Genomic DNA, 16,333 nt, shown 5'->3' with positions numbered 1-16,333 from the left:
GGTGAGGCAACTTTGGCGCGGGGCACATGACATTCCGATGACAGACGCTGCCAGCGCTGACAAGCACAGACAGGCGGTCAGCGCGTGGTGCGCGGACGGTCAGCGGCGGCGGACACGCTCCCGGCCATGACTTATCTCGCGGGATCTCCCGAAGACTTCCTCGCCGTGCGGCAGCTGACGTTGCGCGGTACCCAGGCCGAGATCGGCCACGCGCTCGCGGCCGAGATGAAGGCGCGGACCGACTGGACGCCGCCACCGGTCGATCCGATCGTCGCCAAGGCGCGGCGTGTCTGGTTCGAGCGGAACTGGCCGCAGTACGCGGCGCGGACGGCCGGGTTCGCCGAGGCCTACGGGCTTCCGGCCGACGCGGCGATGTCCTTCGACAACGCCAGTGCCCTGCCCGCCGGGTCGGGCTGTTCGGCGTTGTGGACGGGGAGTGTGCTCGGCCGGAACTACGACTTCTTCACCTTGAGCTGGAGCCAGCTGGGCGCGGTGATGGCGGGTGCGGAGCCCGTCGACGACGGGACGGTGCCGATGGCATCACGCCCTTACGTCCTGACCACGATCCCCGACGACGGCATCGCCTCGACCTCGCTCTCCATGTCCACAGTGGACGGTGCGATGGAAGGCGTCAACGAGGCCGGGCTCGTCGTCTCCTTGCTGATGGCCGACCTCGAGGAGGCCACGCCGCTGGAGCACGACCCTGGCCCGCAGGCCGGCCTCTCGGTGCCCCAGGTCTGCCGGTACCTGCTGGACACGTGCGAGAACGTCGACGAGGCCAAGGAAGCGCTGATGCTCGCCAAGCAGTACTCGCACGGCGCGCCCTGTCACTACATCGTCGCCGACGCCTCCGGCCGCGGCTTCGTCTACGAACGCGGCGCGCACGACATCGAGTACTTCGTCGAGGTCGCGGACGGGCCGCTGTGCGTCACGAACCATCCGCTGCACCGCTACCCGGACATCGACGCGCTGCCGGAGGACACCCCGGAGACCATGCTCACCTACCAGCGGCTCCGCACCCTCACCAAGGAGGCGGGGGCCGGGCCGCGTGACGCGCTCGACGCGGTGTCCGTCGCGATCGAGCCGGGCGCGCCGTGGCGGACGTTGTGGCGCAGCGTCCTCGACCCGGCGTCCCGCACCATGAGCACCCGGTTCTACCTCGGCGACGGAGAGCACGGCACCGCGCGTCACTCGCCGGAATTCACCTTCGGGGTGTCGCGGTGAGCATCGGCAAGGGCCGCAAGATCGGCACCATCGCGGTCTGCGTACTGGCACAACTGCTGATCGCGATCGACCTGACCGTGCTGCACCTGGTGCTGCCGTCGCTTTCGGAGCAGATGCACCCGTCGACGACGGAAATGCTGTGGATCGCCGACGCGTACGGTTTCGCGCTCGCCGGGCTGCTGATCACGATGGGGAACATCGGCGACCGGGTCGGCCGGAAGAAACTGCTGCTGATCGGGGCGTCGCTGTTCGGCGTCGCTTCGGTGATCACGGCGTACGCGCCGACGGCGGAGCTCCTGATCGCCGCCCGCGCGCTGCTCGGGATCGCCGCCGCGACGCTGATGCCGTCGACGTTGTCGATCATCCGGAACGTGTTCACCGGCAAGGAACGCGCGGCCGCGATCGGCGTTTCGAGCGGGCTGACGATCCTCGGTTTCGGCATGGGCCCGCTCGTCGGCGGTGTCCTGCTGGAGCACTTCTGGTGGGGTTCGGTGTTCCTGGTCAACGTGCCGGTGGTGATCGTCATGGTGATCGCGGGCGCGCTGATCCTGCCCGAGTCGAAGAACCCGGCGCCGGGCCGGATCGACGTGCCCAGCGTGCTGCTGTCCGTCGTGGGCATGGTCGGGATCGTCTACACGATCAAGGAAGTCGCGTACCAGGGCTGGGGGCACTGGGACGTCGCGGTCGCGACGGTGCTCGGCCTGGGCTGTGTGCTCGCGTTCGTCCTGCGGCAGCCGAGGCTGGCCGAACCGCTGATGGACCTGGAACTGTTCGCGCAGCGGGCGTTCTCGGCGACCGTCGGCACCACCATCCTGGCGATGTTCGCGCAGCTCGCGGTCTCGCTGATGTTCGCGCAGTACCTGCAGCTGGTGGTGGGCTGGTCGCCGCTGAAATCCGGGCTCGCCGGGCTGCCGGGGATGGGCGGCGCGATCGTCGGCGGCGTTTTCGCACCACTGGCGATCAAGGCCTTCGGCCGGGCGGTCACGATCGCGCTGGGCTGTGCTCTGTCGGCGGTCGGCTTCGCGCTGTACTCGGGTATCGGCGTGACGATCGTCTACACCGACCTGCTCGCCGCGATGATCATCTTCGGTGTCGGGCTGGCGCTGATCCTCGCCGTCGCGACGGACACGGTGCTCGGCGTCGTGCCGAAGGCGAGGGCGGGCGCGGCGTCGGCGATCTCCGAGACGGCGACCGAACTCGGCGGGGCGCTGGGGATCGCTGTCCTCGGCAGTGCGCTCGGCGCGCTGTACCGGAGCGAACTCGTCATCCCGGCGGGTGTGCCGCCCGAGGCGATCTCGGACACCCTCGGCGGCGCCGTCCAGTACGCGGCGCAGTTGCCGCCTGAGCAGGGGGCGTTGATCCTCGGCAACGCGAAACTCGCGTTCGTCGACGGGTTGCAGGTGACGATGCTGTGCTCGGCGGGGCTGATGGCGCTGCTGGCGGTCAGCGCGTTGTTCACGCTGCGCGGGGTGCCGAAGGTCCTCGAGGACCCGGAGGACGAGCCGGCGCCGGTCCCGGTCGCGACGGGCTGAAGGGGCCCTTCCCCGCGTAAGACGTGGCCAAGGGCGCTTTCCCCGCATCAGATGCGGGGAAAGCGTCCTTCAGCTCCTCGGTCCGGCGAGCGGCACGGCGTGTTTGTCGCCCGACCGCACCATGGCCAGCAACGGTTTCGCGGCCACGCCCAGCACCCGCGCCGCGAAGGTGCGGCCGTTGCGGCGCGCGATGTCCGGGCCGAAGGCGTCCATCAGCGCGACGAGCCCGGGCAGGGGACGCACGAACAGCGTCACTTCGGTGATGAGCCCGTCCTCGCGGAGCTTCAGCACCGCAGCTTCTTCGATCTCCTCCGCGCCGATGCGTGCGGTGTAGACGACGACCCGCGTCGAGGCGTCGCCCGTGTCGGTGTGGAAGCTGACGTCGCGCAGATGCGAGTAGGCGACTTCCAGCAGCGGCCGGAGTTCCTCGTGCCCGGTGAACCGCACCCGGCTGGTCAGCGGCGAGTGCACGACCGCGTCCGGCGCGAAGGCGCTCAGCGCGAGTTCCACGTCCTGGGTCTCGAGGGCCCGGCGGTACCGCTCGGTGGTGTCGATGCTCATGTTTCCTCCTGGATCAGGGCTCCCAGACCGCGCCACAACAGATCCGTCGTGAGCGCGACGACTTGCTCCCGCGGGATGTCGCGGTTGCTCCACCACCAGGTGGCGATGGCGTTTAGCGCGCTCTTCGCCGCTTCGGCGAGCGCTTCGTTCGCGCGGTCGCGCGGCAGGTCCGCGGTCAGCGCCAGGCCGGGGACCTGGGCGAACACCTCGGTCAGCTGTCCGGTGGCCCTGGCCTGCCCGCGCCGGTGCGCCTCGGCGACCCCCTCGTCGGACGGCGTTTCGGCGAAGATCATCCGCCAACCGCGTTCGTTCGTCTCCATCCACGCGAAGATCGCCGCCACCCTGGTACGCAGCAGCTCCTCCGCGGTGCCCGACGGCGGCAGCCCGCCCCAGCCCGCCAGCAGACTGTCCACTTCGGACTCCAGCAGCCCGGCGTACAGCCGGGCCTTGGACGGGAAATGGTCGTAGAGCACGGGCGTGCTGATCCCGGCCGCCGTCGCGACCTCGCGCATCCCCGCCGCGTCGTAGCCGGACGCGGCGAACACCCGCGCCGCCGCGGCCAGGATCCGCTCCCGGCGTTCTTCCCTGCTCAACCGCTTACCTGACATCGGTCAGGTACGCTACCACTCAACCTGACAGCTGTCAGGTAGCGTTCCGGGTAACCTGGTCGATCGTGCGCACAGTCGTAGTCATCGGGGGCGGAATCGTCGGGCTCGCCACCGCCTGGGAGCTGACCAAACGTGGCCTGGACGTCACGGTGCTCGAGAAGGAGGACCGCTGGGCGGCCCACCAGACCGGGCACAACTCGAACGTCGTGCACGCGGGGCTCTACTACAAGCCGGGTTCCTTCAAGGCCAGGATGTCCACCGCGGGCAATCGGTCCATTGTGGACTTCGCCCGGCAGTACGGGGTGCCGGTGGAGGTCTGCGGCAAACTCGTCGTCGCCACCTCCGAAGCGGAGCTTCCGGCGCTGAAGGTGCTCGCCGAACGGGCCGAAGCCAACGGCGTCCCGGCCAAGCTGATCACCCCGAGCGAGGCCCGCGAGTACGAACCCGAGGTCTCGTGCGTCGCCGCGCTGCGCGTGGAGTCCACCGGCATCATCGATTTCCCGGCCGTCTGCACCGCGCTCGTGCGGCTGCTCGACGAATCCGACGCCGACCTCCGCCTCGGCACGCCCGCGCTGGGGATCCGCGCGGGCCGCACCGGCGGCGTCGAGGTGGCGACCGGCGACGACGTGATCCACGCGGACGCGCTCGTCAACTGCGCGGGCCTGCACGCGGACCGCGTCGCGCGGCTCGCCGGGCTCACCCCGAGCGCGCGGATCGTGCCGTTCCGCGGCGAGTACTACGAACTGAAGCCCGAACGCCGTCATCTGGTGCGCGGCCTGATCTACCCGGTCCCGGACGCGTCGCTGCCGTTCCTCGGCGTGCACCTGACCCGCATGCTCGACGGCAGCGTGCACGCCGGCCCCAACGCCGTGCTCGCGCTGCGCCGCGAGGGCTACACCTGGCGCGACGTCTCCGCGAAGGACCTCGCCGAAGTCGCCCGCTTCCCCGGCGTCTGGCGGCTCGCGCGCAAGTACGCGTACCCGACCGGGCTCGACGAGGTCCGCCGGTCGTTCTCCCGCCGCCGCTTCGCCGAAAGCCTCGCGCGGCTCGTGCCCGCCGTCACCGAGGACGACATCGTGCGGCACGGCTCCGGCGTCCGGGCACAGGCGCTGCGCCCGGACGGCGCGCTCGTCGACGACTTCCTGATCGAGACCGCGCGCGACCAGGTGCACGTCCTCAACGCGCCCTCACCGGCGGCGACCAGCGCGCTGGAGATCGCCAAGCACATCGCCGACGAGGTGTCCGACTAGGCGGCGGGCGCGTTCGCGGTCACGAGCGGCATCACGGTCTGCGGGATCTCGCAGGCCTTGGCGTTGTCGCTGAGGTCTCCGGTGTCGAGCTTGATCGACGAGGTCTCCGTGATCGGGAAGAGCGCGACGCAGATCGGGCTGTCCGGAGCGGAGTAGACGATCCACTTCCGGCCGTTGACCATCTGCTCGGCGGGGGTGCCTTCCAGTCCGGGCACGTCCTCGGTCCTGGTCGCCGTGTAGACCCAGAGGTCGAGCGCCTTCTTGCCCTTGTCTCCGTCCGTGTCGTCCCACTGGCAGCCGTTCTTGGGATCCCGCGACGAGCCGTTCATCGGCCGCGCGGGCAAGAGGTTGAGCGGGGCCACCTGCTCGGGCTTGAGCAGGGTGCACGGGTCGACGTTCACCAGCGGACCGGACGGCTCGACCGGCTTCTGCCCCGGCGGCGCGGTGATCTCCGGGCTCGGCTGCCCGCCGGGCAGATGCGAGGCGACCGCGGGGAGCGCGGCCTTCGCCAGGTCACAGGCCTTGGAGTTGTCGCTGCCGGGGGCGTCGCTGGAGACCTCGACGAACGTCTTCGCGTCCAGTTCCGTGGTCAGCGAGCAGTAGCTCGGCCCGAGGATGGTCGCGTACCGCGTCCAGGTGAATCCGCCGACGCCGAACTTCTCCCCGGGCAGCGCGCCCGCGTAGTAGTCCTCCGCCGAGAGGTCCTTGCTCTGCGAAACCTCCAGCGCGACGCCGTCCGGCGCGTCCTCCAGTTCGGGGAACCGGCAGACCGCGGCGATCTTCTGCTCGGGTTTCGCCGGGCGTTCCTTACCCGGATACGTGACGCCCAGCGCGGCCGCCTGCTCCGGCGTCAGCAGCGCGCACGGCTCGGCCTTCGTGATGACCGGCCCCTGTCCCGGGACCGGCGAGGCCGACCCGCCGATCGTCGACGTGCAGCCGCCGAGCGCCAGCACCGCCAGCCCGATCGCGAGCGAATTCCGATACCGCATGCGTCCCTCCTCCGGTCCCTACTTCGATGTGGGTGTGAGGACCTCGGTTCCGCCGAGGAAGGGGCGAAGCGCTTCCGGCACCCGGACCGAACCGTCTTCGAGCTGGTGGTTCTCCAGGATCGCGACGATCCACCGCGTGGTGGCGAGCGTGCCGTTCAGCGTGGCGACGGTCTGCGGGCGGCCGTCGTCGTCGCGGTAGCGGATGCCGAGGCGGCGGGCCTGGAACGTCGTGCAGTTCGACGTCGACGTCAGCTCGCGGTAGGTCTCCTGCGACGGCACCCACGCCTCGCAGTCGAACTTCCGGTACGCGGACGTGCCGAGGTCGCCGGTGGCGGTGTCGATCACCCGGTACGGGACCTCGATCTTGGCGAGCATCTGCTCTTCCCAGTCCAGCAGGCGCGCGTGCTCGGCTTCGGCGTCCTCGGGACGCGTGTAGACGAACATCTCGACCTTGTCGAACTGGTGGACGCGGATGATGCCGCGGGTGTCCTTGCCGTACGAACCGGCCTCGCGGCGGTAGCAGGACGACCAGCCCGCGTAGCGCCTCGGGCCCTTCGCCAGGTCCAGGATCTCGTCGGCGTGGTAGCCGGCGAGCGGGACCTCGGAGGTGCCGACGAGGTACAGGTCGTCGTCGCGCAACCGGTAGACCTCCGACGAGTGCGCGCCGAGGAAGCCGGTGCCCGCCATGATCTCAGGCCGGACGAGGCTCGGCGTGATCATCGGCGTGAACCCGTTCGCCGTCGCCTGCGCGACGGCCATGTTCAGCAGGCCGAGCTGCAACTGGGCGCCGATGCCGGTGAGGAAGTAGAACCGCGAGCCCGAGACCTTCGCGCCGCGCTCCATGTCGAGCGCGCCGAGGCCCTCGCAGAGTTCGAGGTGGTCCTTCGGCGTGAAGTCGAACTTCTTCGGCTCGCCGACGTGCTTGAGCACGACGTAGTCGTCCTCGCCGCCTTCGGGGGCTTCGGGGTGGACCAGGTTCGGCACCAGGCGGTGCAGCTGATCGAACTCCTCCGACGCCTCGGTCTGCTCGACCTCGGCGGCCTTCACCTGGGCGGCGAGTCCCTTCGCCTTGGCGAGCAGTTCGGCCCGCTCCTCGCCCTGCGCCTTCGGGACGAGCTTGCCCAGCGACTTCTGCTCGGCGCGCAGCGTGTTGGCGGCGGCGATCGAAGACCGGCGGCGGGAGTCGAGGGAGAGCAGCTTGTCGACCACTCCTTCGTCCTCGCCACGGGCGCGCTGCGAAGCGCGCACGACGTCCGGGTCATCGCGCAGAGTCCTGGGGTCAATCACGATTGCAGAGGTTAGTCCTAGCGCCGAGCGCCCTTCGAGGCAGTTTCCCCGTACAGACTGTGCGGGCCGCCGCGGATAACCCGACAGTCTGATCGTTGTCGCCCGTTTCGGGCCCTCCCCATACTGAGATCTCCCTGCTGCGGACGGAGAAAACGCGATGACCGATGCGGACCTGCTGGCGCGGCACAAGGCGGTACTGCCGTCCTGGCTGGCGCTCTACTACGACGAGCCGATCGAGATCGTGCACGCGCAGGACCGCCGGGTCATCGACTCGACCGGGCGGAGCTATCTCGACTTCTTCGCGGGCATCCTGACGAACTCGATGGGCTACGACGTCTCGGCGATCAGCGACGCCGTGCGCAAGCAACTCGACACGGGGATCCTGCACACCTCGACGCTGTACCTGATCCGCTCGCAGGTCGAACTGGCCGAGCGCATCGCGAAGCTCTCCGGCATCCCCGACGCGAAGGTGTTCTTCACCAACTCCGGGACCGAGGCCAACGACACCGCGCTGATGCTCGCCACCCAGTACCGGCGCAGCAACCAGGTGCTGGCGATGCGGAACTCGTACCACGGGCGGTCGTTCGCGACGGTCGGCATCACGGGCAACCGCGGCTGGTCGGCGTCGTCGCTCAGCCCGGTGAAGGTGAGCTACGTCCACGGCGGCTACCGGTACCGCAGCCCGTTCCGGGCGCTTTCGGACACGGAGTACATCGACGCGTGCGTCGCGGACCTGGTCGACGTGCTGGAGACGGGCACCTCGGGCGACGTCGCCTGCATGATCGCCGAGCCGATCCAGGGCGTCGGCGGGTTCAGCTCACCGCCGGACGGCCTGTTCAAGGCGATGAAGGAGGTCCTCGACCAGTACGGGATCCTGTTCATCTCCGACGAGGTCCAGACCGGCTGGGGACGGACCGGGGAACACTACTGGGGGATCCAGGCGCACGACGTCGTCCCCGACGCGATGACCTTCGCGAAGGGCCTCGGCAACGGCCTCGCGATCGGCGGGCTCGTGGCCCGCGGCGACCTCGTCGACTGCCTGACCGCGAACTCGATCTCGACCTTCGGCGGCAACCCGGTCGCGATGGCGGGCGCGGCGGCGGTCCTCGACCACATCGCCGACCACGACCTCCAGGCCAACGCGCTCGCCCGGGGTAACGAACTACTGTCCGGCCTGCGCGCTTCGGGGCATCCGCTGATCGGGGACGTCCGCGGCAAGGGCCTGATGATCGGCGTCGAACTGGTCAAACCGGGCGGCATGGAACCGGACACCCAGGCCGCGGCGCGGATGATGGAGGAGACCAAGGCGCGCGGGCTGCTGATCGGCAAGGGCGGGCTGCACGGCAACGTGCTGCGGATCGCGCCGCCGATGACGCTCACCGCCGACGAGGCCGCGGAGGGCCTGGGGATCATCGTGGACGCACTAACCGCCATCTCCTGACCCCTCCCTCACCCCCTTCCCGTAACCCCCCGACCAACGCTATGAAAGGCCCGTTACTTGCAAAATTTGCAAGTAACGGGCCTTTCATAGCACTCGGGACTCAGGAATTCACGAAGCGCGCGATGACCTCGCCCAGCCGTACGCCGGCGTCCTCCTGCAGGAAGTGACCGGCGCCGGTGATCGTCGGATGCTCCAGTTCGCGAGCGCCGCGCATCGAGCCCCGCAGTTCGAGGCCCCACGGCGCGGTGATCGGGTCGCCGTCGGAGAACGAGACCAGGAACGGCTTGTTCAGTTCGGCGAGCACCTTCAGCGCGGCCCGGTTGGCGGCCGAGGCCGGATCGTCCGGGGTGACCGGCACCAGTGACGGCATCGCGCGCGGCGCGGCCTTGTACATCTCGTTCGGGAAGGGCGCGTCGTAGGCGGCGCGGACCTCCTCGGACAGCTTGGTCTGGCAGCCCGACTGGACGAACCGGCCGACGTCGAGGATCTGGGCGTTCTCGACGGTGTCGCGGAACTTGTGCCAGATCTCCGGCATGTCGGTGTCGCCGGTGGGGAGGCCGGTGTTGGCCGCGATGACCCGGGAGAAGCGATCGGGGTTTTCGGCGACCAGCCGCAGGCCGATCAGGCCGCCCCAGTCCTGGCCGACCAGGGTGACCTCGGTGAGGTCGAGCACGTCGAAGGCGAACGCGCGCATCCACTCGACGTGCCGCTGGTAGGTGTGGTCGACCATGTCGCCGGGTTTGTCGGATCGGCCGAAGCCGACCAGGTCGGGCGCAATGGCGCGCAGTCCGGCGTCGGCGAGCACCGGGATGACCTTGCGATAGAGGTAGGACCAGGTGGGCTCGCCGTGCAACAGGAGAACGGGCGGCCCATCCGCGGGTCCGGCCTCCACGTAACCCACTCTGATCACGCCGCCGTGAAGGTCGACGAGTTCCGCGTAGCGCGGTTCGAAATCGAAATCGGGCAGGTCCGAGAACCGGTCGTCCGGTGTCCTCAAAAGGCGCACGACACCCACGTTAGTGGGAATCGTGCGCCTATGCCGGTTTCGTGAGGTCAGGAGATGCCGACGGCCACGACCAGGCCGAGGGCGAGGTGCGCGGCGGCGACCACGACGCTGACCGGGGCGAACTTCTCGCTCTCGATGGTCGAGCGGACGTCGATGCGGGTCGCCCACTCCAGCAGCCGGACGGCCAGGACCTGCACCACGATGCCGAGCAGGCCGTAGACCAGCGAGGTGATGAGGCCCTCGGTCAGGTCGCTGGCGGAGTTCGCGATCGCCACGACGACGATGAACGCCATCGACAGCAGGCCCGACGCGGTCACGATGACCGCGTTCGGCAGGCCGCGGCTGACCAGCTGGGCCAGCTTGCCGGGCGTGGTCCAGTCGATCGCCCAGAACCCGGCGAACATCAGCAGCAGGCCGACGACGCCGTACAGCAGGATCGCGCCGATCCCTCGCACGAGGTCGGAGCCGAACGTGTCGGACAGCGCAAGGGTGGTCGTCACAGGGTTCTCCAGAGGTGCAAGTCGAGAATGTCAGGTTTGTGCGGTTGCTTCTATCACGTCTCGACGATGCGGTGCGGGACGAATGCCGCACCGTCGTCCGTAACGAGACCTGCGGTTTCGCGGATCCCGAGGCCGGCGGCGTGGTCCCCGACGATCCACGCGCCGAGCGCGGGCCGGTACCCCTGGAACTCCGGGAGCGGGTCGAACGCCTGGTAGACGTAGCCTTCGGCGCCGTAGACGCCGTCGGTCTGCGTCTCGTACCCGGTGGCGACGATCTGCACGTTCGCGCCCTCGCGGCCGAGTTTCGGCTTGCGGACGTACTCGGTCAGCAGACCGGGGTCGTCGGCGAAGGCGGGCAGCAGGTTCGGGTGGCCCGGGTAGTTCTCCCACAGGATCGCGAGCAGCGTCTTGTTGGAGAGGATCATCTTCCACAGCGGCTCGACCCAGAGCGTGCGAGGCATCGTCTCGACGGCGAAGCGGCCGAACTCCTCGTCGACCACCCATTCCCACGGGTAGAGCTTCACCACGGTCGCCATCTGCGCCTCTTCGAGGTCGACGAACCGCTTGAGCACCGGGTCCCAGCCGATCTCCTCGATCGACAGGCCGACGGTGTCGAGCCCGGCCTCGGCCGCGGTCTCCTGCAGGTACGCCGTCGTCACGTGGTCCTCACCGGACGGATCGGCGGACGACCAGGTGAAGTGCAGTTCGTTCGAAGGCAGCTTCTCGGCGAGCTCGCCCCAGCGCTCGACCAGCTTCTCGTGGATCGAGTTCCACTGGTCGTCCTCGGGGAAGACCGCGGTCTTCCAGTGCCACTGCAGCACCGCGGCCTCGAGCAGCGAGGTCGGGGTGTCGGCGTTGTACTCGAGCAGCTTCGCCGGGCTCTTGCCGTCGTAGCGCAGGTCGAACCGGCCGTAGACGTGCGGATCCTGCCGCTTCCACGATTCGGCGATATGCGGCCAGACCCACTCGGGGATGCCGAAGCGGTGGTACTGCTCGGTGGTGATCACGTTGTCGACGGCTTCGAGGCACATCGAGTGCAGCAGTTCCACGTCCGCCTCGACGGACAGGATCTCGTCCATCTCGAAGACGTAGTGGACCGACTCGTCCCAGTACGGCCTGGACTTGCCGGCGCCGTCACGAGCGGGGGTGCCGAAGACCAGCCCCTGCTCTTCGACGATGTTCTGCCAGTCCCGCCGGGGCGGCTTGGAATCCCGATACAACTACGAGCCCCCGCTCTTGCCGGTACCGCCGGAGGTACCGCTCTTGCCGCTGATGCCGAACCCGCCGCGCTGGACGGACTTGCCCGATTTGGTGTTGACGTTCGCGTTCGAGGGCGCGGTGTACGAACCGCCGGACACCCGCTGCCCGACCTGACCGGTCCCGCCGTAGTTGTAGCGGTAGCTCTGCATCGGCCCACCGAAGCCGCCGATGGGGAGGAAGAAGAACCCTCCGCTGACATAGCCGCCATGCGACCGGACGTAGTTCTCGTCGCAGTTCTGATCTTCGTTGACGATATCCGTGTCCTTGGCGGCGCAAACCGCCGTGACCTCTTCCGGCTTGGCGACGGTGTAGAACGTCGCGACCAGCCCGACCAGGCCGACGGTCACACCCGTGCCGATCAGGATCTTCTTCTTGGTCGAAGACTTCTTCTCGGCGGCGCGCGCGGCTTCGGCGTCGAGCACCTCCTGGCGCTCCTGCTCGGCCAGCGCCTGCTGTCGTGCCCGCTGCTCGGCCAACGACGGTTGCCGCGCCTGCGTGCTGTCGTCCTGGAACCGCATCGAACCGCGCTTCGGCGGTTCCTGGGGCCGCTCCGCCCCCTGGTTGTCATCCTGCGTCATCGAAGCTCCGTAATCGCCCGCCGGCCCGAACCCGTGTCCAACACTAACCACCCGGTATGCGCACCTTACGTGCGGCGCGGGCATCATGGAGTGGATGTCTCAACAGGCCGAGCGGTTCCGTTATCCGCGAAACGCGCTGAGCACCCTGCGCACCCGGCTCGTCATGGCCGGTGTGTTCGTGGGCGCGATCATCGCGCTTTCGCTGAGTGTGGCGTTCTCGTGGAACGTGGGCCCGGAGGGCGGTGCGGGCGGCGGCGCCCCCAAACTGTCACCCGCGGCGGTCGAAGCGTTCCAATCTCCCCCAGGCACCTGCCTGACCTGGAACAACCCGGACGCCAACGACGCGCGCCGCGTGGCGTGCACGGAGTCCCATCTGTTCGAGGTCACCAGCATCGTCGACATCGGCGCGCAGTACCCGGCGGGCGTGCCGAGCCCGAACCTGGAGCAGTGGCAGGAGATCTCCCGGTCGCGTTGCACCGTCGACGTCAAGCCGTACCTCGGCCGCACGCTGGATCCGTACGGCAAGTTGAGCATGAACCTGCTCCGGCCGACTCCCGCACAGTGGGAGGACGGCGACCGGCAGCTGCGGTGCGGCCTGCAATGGGCTGGTCAGGGCGGCAAGCTCCAGCCGACCAAGGGACCGGCGAAGGAGCAGGACCAGTCCGCGGTGTGGGAGCCCGGCACCTGCCTCGCGCTGCTCAACAACAGCTTCGGCGACCCGATCGACTGCGCCCAGCCGCACTCCTACGAGATGATCGCGACACTCGACCTCAAGACGAAGTTCAAGGACGGCTACCCGTCACAGGAACAGCAGAACACCTGGCTGGACACCGAATGCTCGACGGCCGCGCAGGACTACACCGGCAACGCGGACCTGGCGGCGAAGAAGCTCATCATCGGTTGGGACGTCCGTGAGCAGGAGAGCTGGGACGCCGGGTCGACGCTGGTGAACTGCAAGGTGGCGGCGCCCCTGCCGGACAACAAGGGGCTCGCGCCCGTCACCGGGAGCGTCAAGGTCGGCAACGGCGAGGCCCCGCCCTCTTCCGACGGCGGTGCCCCGCCGGCGTCGTCTTCGGCCCCGAAGACCGGCGGGTGATCGCGTGCCCGTCGAGATGACGCAGCAGCGCTTCGAGGAGCTGGTTTCGGAGGCGCTGGACGAGCTTCCGCCCGAATTCGCGGACGCCATGGACAACGTCGTGGTACTCGTCGAGGACTTCAACGAGGAGTCGCCCACGATCCTCGGGCTCTACCACGGGGTCGCGCTGACCGAGCGGACCCACGAGTACGGCGGGGTGCTGCCGGACCGGATCTCGATCTACCGGCGGCCGCTGCTGCAGATGTGCGACACCGAAGAGGATGTCGTCGAGGAGGTTCTGATCACGGTGGTCCACGAGGTCGGCCACCATTTCGGCATCGACGACGCGCGCCTGCACGAACTCGGCTGGGGCTGAACCGCGGGACAGGCGATAGCAAAGGTCCCTTGCTCCTTCCCGGCGGATTCCGTGCCGGAAGCGGCATGGTCGGTGATTTTTGTGCGTCGGGCACCAAGGGTTCTTCGGATTCTTAACTGGGCGTAACAAGTCAGCCACTTTGGGCGACAACCCCGCTAAACTTTTCGACACGTTGTCGTCGGCCGGCGCCGGCGAAAGCCTGGGGAGGCGTGCATGGCCGAGACGACGACGGGCAGGAGGGGCGACCGGCGCTTGCGCTGGTTGCTCGCGTCCAGTGCGGCGTCGAACCTCGGCGACGGGATCGGCAAGGTCGCGTTCCCGCTGCTCGCGGTCACCCTGACCCGCGATCCGCTGCTCATCGCCGGTCTCTCGGCGACCCAGTTCCTGCCGTGGCTGCTGTTCGCGCTCCCGGCGGGCGCGCTCCTGGACCGGATCGACCGGCGGCGCGCGATGATCCTCGCGAACAGCGCCCGCGCGGTGGTCGTCGGCGGCATGGCCGCCCTGGTCGCGGCAGGCGGGGTGACGATCTGGGTGGTCTACGCCGCCGCCCTGCTCATCGGCGTCGCGGAGGTCGTCGCCGACAGCGCCGCGAATGTGCTCATCCCGGCGGTCGTCGACAAGGGTTCCCTCGACAGCGCGAACAGCAAGCTCCAGGCCTGCGAGATCGTCGGCCAGACCTTCCTCGGCGGGCCTGTCGGCAGCGCCACCTTCGCGCTCTTCGCGACGTTCCCGTTCCTGCTCAACTCGGTGGGCTTCGCGATCGCGGCGGTCGTGCTGATCGGGCTCGCCGGGAGCTACCGGGCTCGCCCTTCCGCCGACCAGGGCGCCCGCGCGGACCTTCGCACCGAGCTGGCGGAGGGTTTCCGCTGGTTGAAGCACAACAGGCTGATGATGCGCCTGGTCGTCGTCGCCGGGTTGATCAGCCTGGTCAGCGAACTCGCGCAGGCGCAGCTGGTGCTGTACGCGATCGAGCACCTGCGCCTCAGCGAAGCGGCCTTCGGGCTCTTCGCGTTCGTCGGAGGCATCGGCGGCCTGCTGGGCGCGGGCATCGCCCCGCGACTGGTGAAGACGTTCAGCCGCCGCGCGGTGCTCCTCGGGGGCACCGCCTGCTGTGGCGTGGCGTTCACCGGCATGGGGCTGACGAGTTCGCCGATGGCCGGGGCGGCGCTGTTCGGCCTGTTCGCGGCGGCCGTCGTCTCGGTGAACATCGTGCTGGGGACGGCGAGGCACACGCTCGTCCCCGGTGAACTGCTCGGCAGGGTCCTCGGCGTGTGGCGCACCGTCGTCTGGGGCGCGATCCCGGTCGGCGCCCTGCTCGGCGGGGTCCTCACCCACGCCCTCGGATCCCCGGCCCGGACGTTCCTCACGTCCGGGCTTCTGCTGTTCGGTGTGGCCGGTTTCGCGTTCGTCTCGTCACGGCAAGGCGCGTTCGATGACGAATCGGCCACGGAGGTGCGGGTTCTCCACCAAGACCAGTGAAAACAAAGGCCTTTGGTGCTGAAATAGCCCATCACCCGTGCTGGTGAGGGAGGTCCGCGATGCAGCAGACACTGGTGCCGGAGGCCGGCGTGGGGACGACAGAACCTTCCAGACGCCCGCAAGTGCTCACCGCTGTCGCCGGTTTCGTGATCGGCGCCGGCGTGATGGGCATGCTGTGGGCTCTGTCGAGCGTCAACGCGGGAGCGCTGGAAGACGCACAGGAGGCGTGCAACGCCCTGGCCAGGGTCGGCACGATCCCGGACACCACCGACGCAGCGCCCGGTGAGCGGACCGTGGCGGTGCTGGCCCCCGAGATCCTGCACCGGATGACGGCCGCCCGCGAACTCTCCGCCGCGGCGGCGGCCGCCAACGACACCTACCGGCCGCTGGCCGAGCACATCGACGGGGTCAGCCGGATGGTGTTCAGCCTGCACTTCAACCAGATCTCCGGCCAGCGCCATCTGGCGCAGGCCGAACAGCTCTGCACCCAGCTCTAGGTCATGCTCCCTTGTGGACCGTCTTGACGGTCAGCTGGTTGCCGGGGATCTTCCCCGCACAGCCGAGCCCCGGCACCGACACGAAGTTCGACGCCGTCTCCTGCGGCAGGTACACCCGCAACCCTCGGGTCTCGGTGGGCTTACAGGCCGCCTCGTCGTAGTTGCGGACGTTCACGAAGCCCATGTCGGCGGACGCGCTGTCGCCGTTGTTCAGCTGGACCGGCTCGCCCTTGGCGCCGTCGCGGAACGCGGCCTCACCGACCTGGTGGCCGTCCGCGCCGGTCACGTAGGAGACGCCGGGGAAGCCCTGGATGGTGCACGCGTGCCCGCTAGTGTTGGTGATGACGAGCTTCCGGTACACGGTCCCCGCGGCCGCGTCGCCACCGCCGACGGACAGTTTGACGTCGCCCGCCTTGCAGAGCCCGTCGCTCTTCTGCGCCGGGGCGGGTGCCTGGGCGGGCTGCGAAGCGGGTGCCGGGCTCGACGAACTCGCACTGGGCGCGACGGACGTCTCCGGTGCCGAACTGGACGGCGACGCGGACGAACTCTGCGCGACGGGTGCGGTTTCCGAACCGCAAGCGCTGAGCAGCAGGAGCCCGGCGGTACCCGCGATGAGACCGCCGATGGAGATCATCTTCGAACGAACCATGGTCATTCGCCTCCCTGTAGC

General features: G+C 69.1%; 17 protein-coding genes. 8 read left to right on the top strand and 9 right to left on the bottom strand.

Annotated elements, in window-relative coordinates:
• The first annotated feature begins 126 nt into the window (after positions 1–126).
• Positions 127–1,224, top strand: coding sequence for a C45 family autoproteolytic acyltransferase/hydolase (locus tag ACLJPX_RS22015; protein ID WP_410601722.1), 1,098 nt, complete (start codon positions 127–129; stop codon positions 1,222–1,224).
• Positions 1,221–2,756, top strand: a complete 1,536-nt coding sequence (locus ACLJPX_RS22010; RefSeq protein WP_410601721.1) for an MFS transporter — start codon at positions 1,221–1,223, stop codon at positions 2,754–2,756. Before ACLJPX_RS22015 ends, ACLJPX_RS22010 begins: the two co-directional genes overlap by 4 nt.
• Before the next feature lie 69 nt (positions 2,757–2,825).
• Here the strand turns inward: ACLJPX_RS22010 and ACLJPX_RS22005 are convergent, their stop codons facing one another.
• Positions 2,826–3,317 carry a nuclear transport factor 2 family protein gene (locus ACLJPX_RS22005; protein ID WP_101611754.1) on the bottom strand — a complete coding sequence of 164 codons (492 nt, stop codon included), beginning with the start codon at positions 3,315–3,317 and terminating at the stop codon, positions 2,826–2,828.
• Positions 3,314–3,910 carry a TetR/AcrR family transcriptional regulator gene (locus ACLJPX_RS22000; RefSeq protein ID WP_410601720.1) on the bottom strand — a complete coding sequence of 199 codons (597 nt, stop codon included), beginning with the start codon at positions 3,908–3,910 and terminating at the stop codon, positions 3,314–3,316. Before ACLJPX_RS22000 ends, ACLJPX_RS22005 begins: the two co-directional genes overlap by 4 nt.
• A gap of 8 nt (positions 3,911–3,918) precedes the next feature.
• Between ACLJPX_RS22000 and lhgO the strand changes: the two genes are divergently transcribed.
• A complete protein-coding gene (lhgO, locus tag ACLJPX_RS21995) occupies positions 3,919–5,175 on the top strand; it encodes an L-2-hydroxyglutarate oxidase (protein ID WP_410601923.1) in 1,257 nt (418 codons plus the stop codon).
• Here lhgO and ACLJPX_RS21990 read toward each other — a convergent pair.
• Both ACLJPX_RS21990 and serS read right to left on the bottom strand, forming a co-directional pair.
• Positions 5,172–6,164: a DUF3558 family protein gene (locus tag ACLJPX_RS21990; RefSeq protein ID WP_410601719.1), complete on the bottom strand. Its 993-nt coding sequence runs from the start codon at positions 6,162–6,164 to the stop codon at positions 5,172–5,174. The two genes, lhgO and ACLJPX_RS21990, sit on opposite strands and share 4 nt — an antisense overlap.
• A gap of 18 nt (positions 6,165–6,182) precedes the next feature.
• Positions 6,183–7,451: a serine--tRNA ligase gene (serS, locus tag ACLJPX_RS21985; protein ID WP_410601718.1), complete on the bottom strand. Its 1,269-nt coding sequence runs from the start codon at positions 7,449–7,451 to the stop codon at positions 6,183–6,185.
• 157 nt (positions 7,452–7,608) lie between these two features.
• Here serS and ACLJPX_RS21980 point away from each other — a divergent pair, with 157 nt between their 5' ends.
• Complete coding sequence (locus tag ACLJPX_RS21980; RefSeq protein WP_410601717.1) at positions 7,609–8,892, top strand: aspartate aminotransferase family protein; 1,284 nt, start codon at positions 7,609–7,611, stop codon at positions 8,890–8,892.
• A 100-nt stretch (positions 8,893–8,992) separates the two neighbouring features.
• Here the strand turns inward: ACLJPX_RS21980 and ACLJPX_RS21975 are convergent, their stop codons facing one another.
• Genes ACLJPX_RS21975 through ACLJPX_RS21960 form a run of 4 tightly spaced genes read right to left on the bottom strand, consistent with a single transcriptional unit; the run spans position 8,993 to position 12,236 of the window.
• Positions 8,993–9,898 (bottom strand): haloalkane dehalogenase, encoded by a 906-nt coding sequence (locus ACLJPX_RS21975; protein WP_410601716.1) that lies wholly within the window; start codon positions 9,896–9,898, stop codon positions 8,993–8,995.
• A 47-nt stretch (positions 9,899–9,945) separates the two neighbouring features.
• Entirely contained in the window at positions 9,946–10,398 is a 453-nt protein-coding gene (locus ACLJPX_RS21970) for a DUF350 domain-containing protein (RefSeq protein ID WP_101611747.1), read from the bottom strand.
• Positions 10,399–10,451: 53 nt separating this feature from the next.
• Positions 10,452–11,618, bottom strand: coding sequence for a glutathionylspermidine synthase family protein (locus tag ACLJPX_RS21965; RefSeq protein ID WP_101611746.1), 1,167 nt, complete (start codon positions 11,616–11,618; stop codon positions 10,452–10,454).
• The gene (locus ACLJPX_RS21960) at positions 11,619–12,236 is read right to left on the bottom strand and encodes a hypothetical protein (RefSeq protein WP_410601715.1); all 618 of its coding nucleotides are present in this window, start codon (positions 12,234–12,236) and stop codon (positions 11,619–11,621) included. It abuts the gene before it with no gap.
• A 94-nt stretch (positions 12,237–12,330) separates the two neighbouring features.
• Here ACLJPX_RS21960 and ACLJPX_RS21955 point away from each other — a divergent pair, with 94 nt between their 5' ends.
• The 4 genes from ACLJPX_RS21955 to ACLJPX_RS21940 all read left to right on the top strand — a co-directional run bounded on the left by ACLJPX_RS21955 (position 12,331) and on the right by ACLJPX_RS21940 (position 15,663).
• The gene (locus ACLJPX_RS21955; protein WP_410601714.1) at positions 12,331–13,332 is read left to right on the top strand and encodes a septum formation family protein; all 1,002 of its coding nucleotides are present in this window, start codon (positions 12,331–12,333) and stop codon (positions 13,330–13,332) included.
• 4 nt (positions 13,333–13,336) lie between these two features.
• Positions 13,337–13,687, top strand: a complete 351-nt coding sequence (locus ACLJPX_RS21950; protein WP_410601713.1) for a metallopeptidase family protein — start codon at positions 13,337–13,339, stop codon at positions 13,685–13,687.
• 213 nt (positions 13,688–13,900) lie between these two features.
• Complete coding sequence (locus ACLJPX_RS21945; RefSeq protein ID WP_410601712.1) at positions 13,901–15,166, top strand: MFS transporter; 1,266 nt, start codon at positions 13,901–13,903, stop codon at positions 15,164–15,166.
• Between the two features lie 59 nt (positions 15,167–15,225).
• Complete coding sequence (locus tag ACLJPX_RS21940) at positions 15,226–15,663, top strand: hypothetical protein (protein WP_101611744.1); 438 nt, start codon at positions 15,226–15,228, stop codon at positions 15,661–15,663.
• Between the two features lies 1 nt (position 15,664).
• Here ACLJPX_RS21940 and ACLJPX_RS21935 read toward each other — a convergent pair whose 3' ends face one another.
• Entirely contained in the window at positions 15,665–16,318 is a 654-nt protein-coding gene (locus ACLJPX_RS21935; protein WP_101611743.1) for a DUF4232 domain-containing protein, read from the bottom strand.
• Positions 16,319–16,333 lie beyond the last annotated feature (15 nt).

Origin of the sequence: Amycolatopsis sp. lyj-90, assembly GCF_046549035.1 — a bacterium.
GTDB lineage: Bacteria > Actinomycetota > Actinomycetes > Mycobacteriales > Pseudonocardiaceae > Amycolatopsis.
The sequence above is the reverse complement of the archived record's forward strand: the minus strand, read 5'-3'. Positions and strand labels throughout refer to the sequence as shown.

What these genes read in the sequence shown, in the direction of transcription:
- ACLJPX_RS22005 (WP_101611754.1), bottom strand. Translation starts at nt 3,317, where the DNA reads ATGAGCATCGACACCACCGAGCGGTACCGCCGGGCCCTCGAGACCCAG.
- ACLJPX_RS21980 (WP_410601717.1), top strand. Translation starts at nt 7,609, where the DNA reads ATGACCGATGCGGACCTGCTGGCGCGGCACAAGGCGGTACTGCCGTCC.
- ACLJPX_RS21990 (WP_410601719.1), bottom strand. Translation starts at nt 6,164, where the DNA reads ATGCGGTATCGGAATTCGCTCGCGATCGGGCTGGCGGTGCTGGCGCTC.
- ACLJPX_RS21955 (WP_410601714.1), top strand. Translation starts at nt 12,331, where the DNA reads ATGTCTCAACAGGCCGAGCGGTTCCGTTATCCGCGAAACGCGCTGAGC.
- ACLJPX_RS21945 (WP_410601712.1), top strand. Translation starts at nt 13,901, where the DNA reads ATGGCCGAGACGACGACGGGCAGGAGGGGCGACCGGCGCTTGCGCTGG.
- ACLJPX_RS22015 (WP_410601722.1), top strand. Translation starts at nt 127, where the DNA reads ATGACTTATCTCGCGGGATCTCCCGAAGACTTCCTCGCCGTGCGGCAG.
- ACLJPX_RS21940 (WP_101611744.1), top strand. Translation starts at nt 15,226, where the DNA reads ATGCAGCAGACACTGGTGCCGGAGGCCGGCGTGGGGACGACAGAACCT.
- ACLJPX_RS21960 (WP_410601715.1), bottom strand. Translation starts at nt 12,236, where the DNA reads ATGACGCAGGATGACAACCAGGGGGCGGAGCGGCCCCAGGAACCGCCG.
- ACLJPX_RS21935 (WP_101611743.1), bottom strand. Translation starts at nt 16,318, where the DNA reads ATGACCATGGTTCGTTCGAAGATGATCTCCATCGGCGGTCTCATCGCG.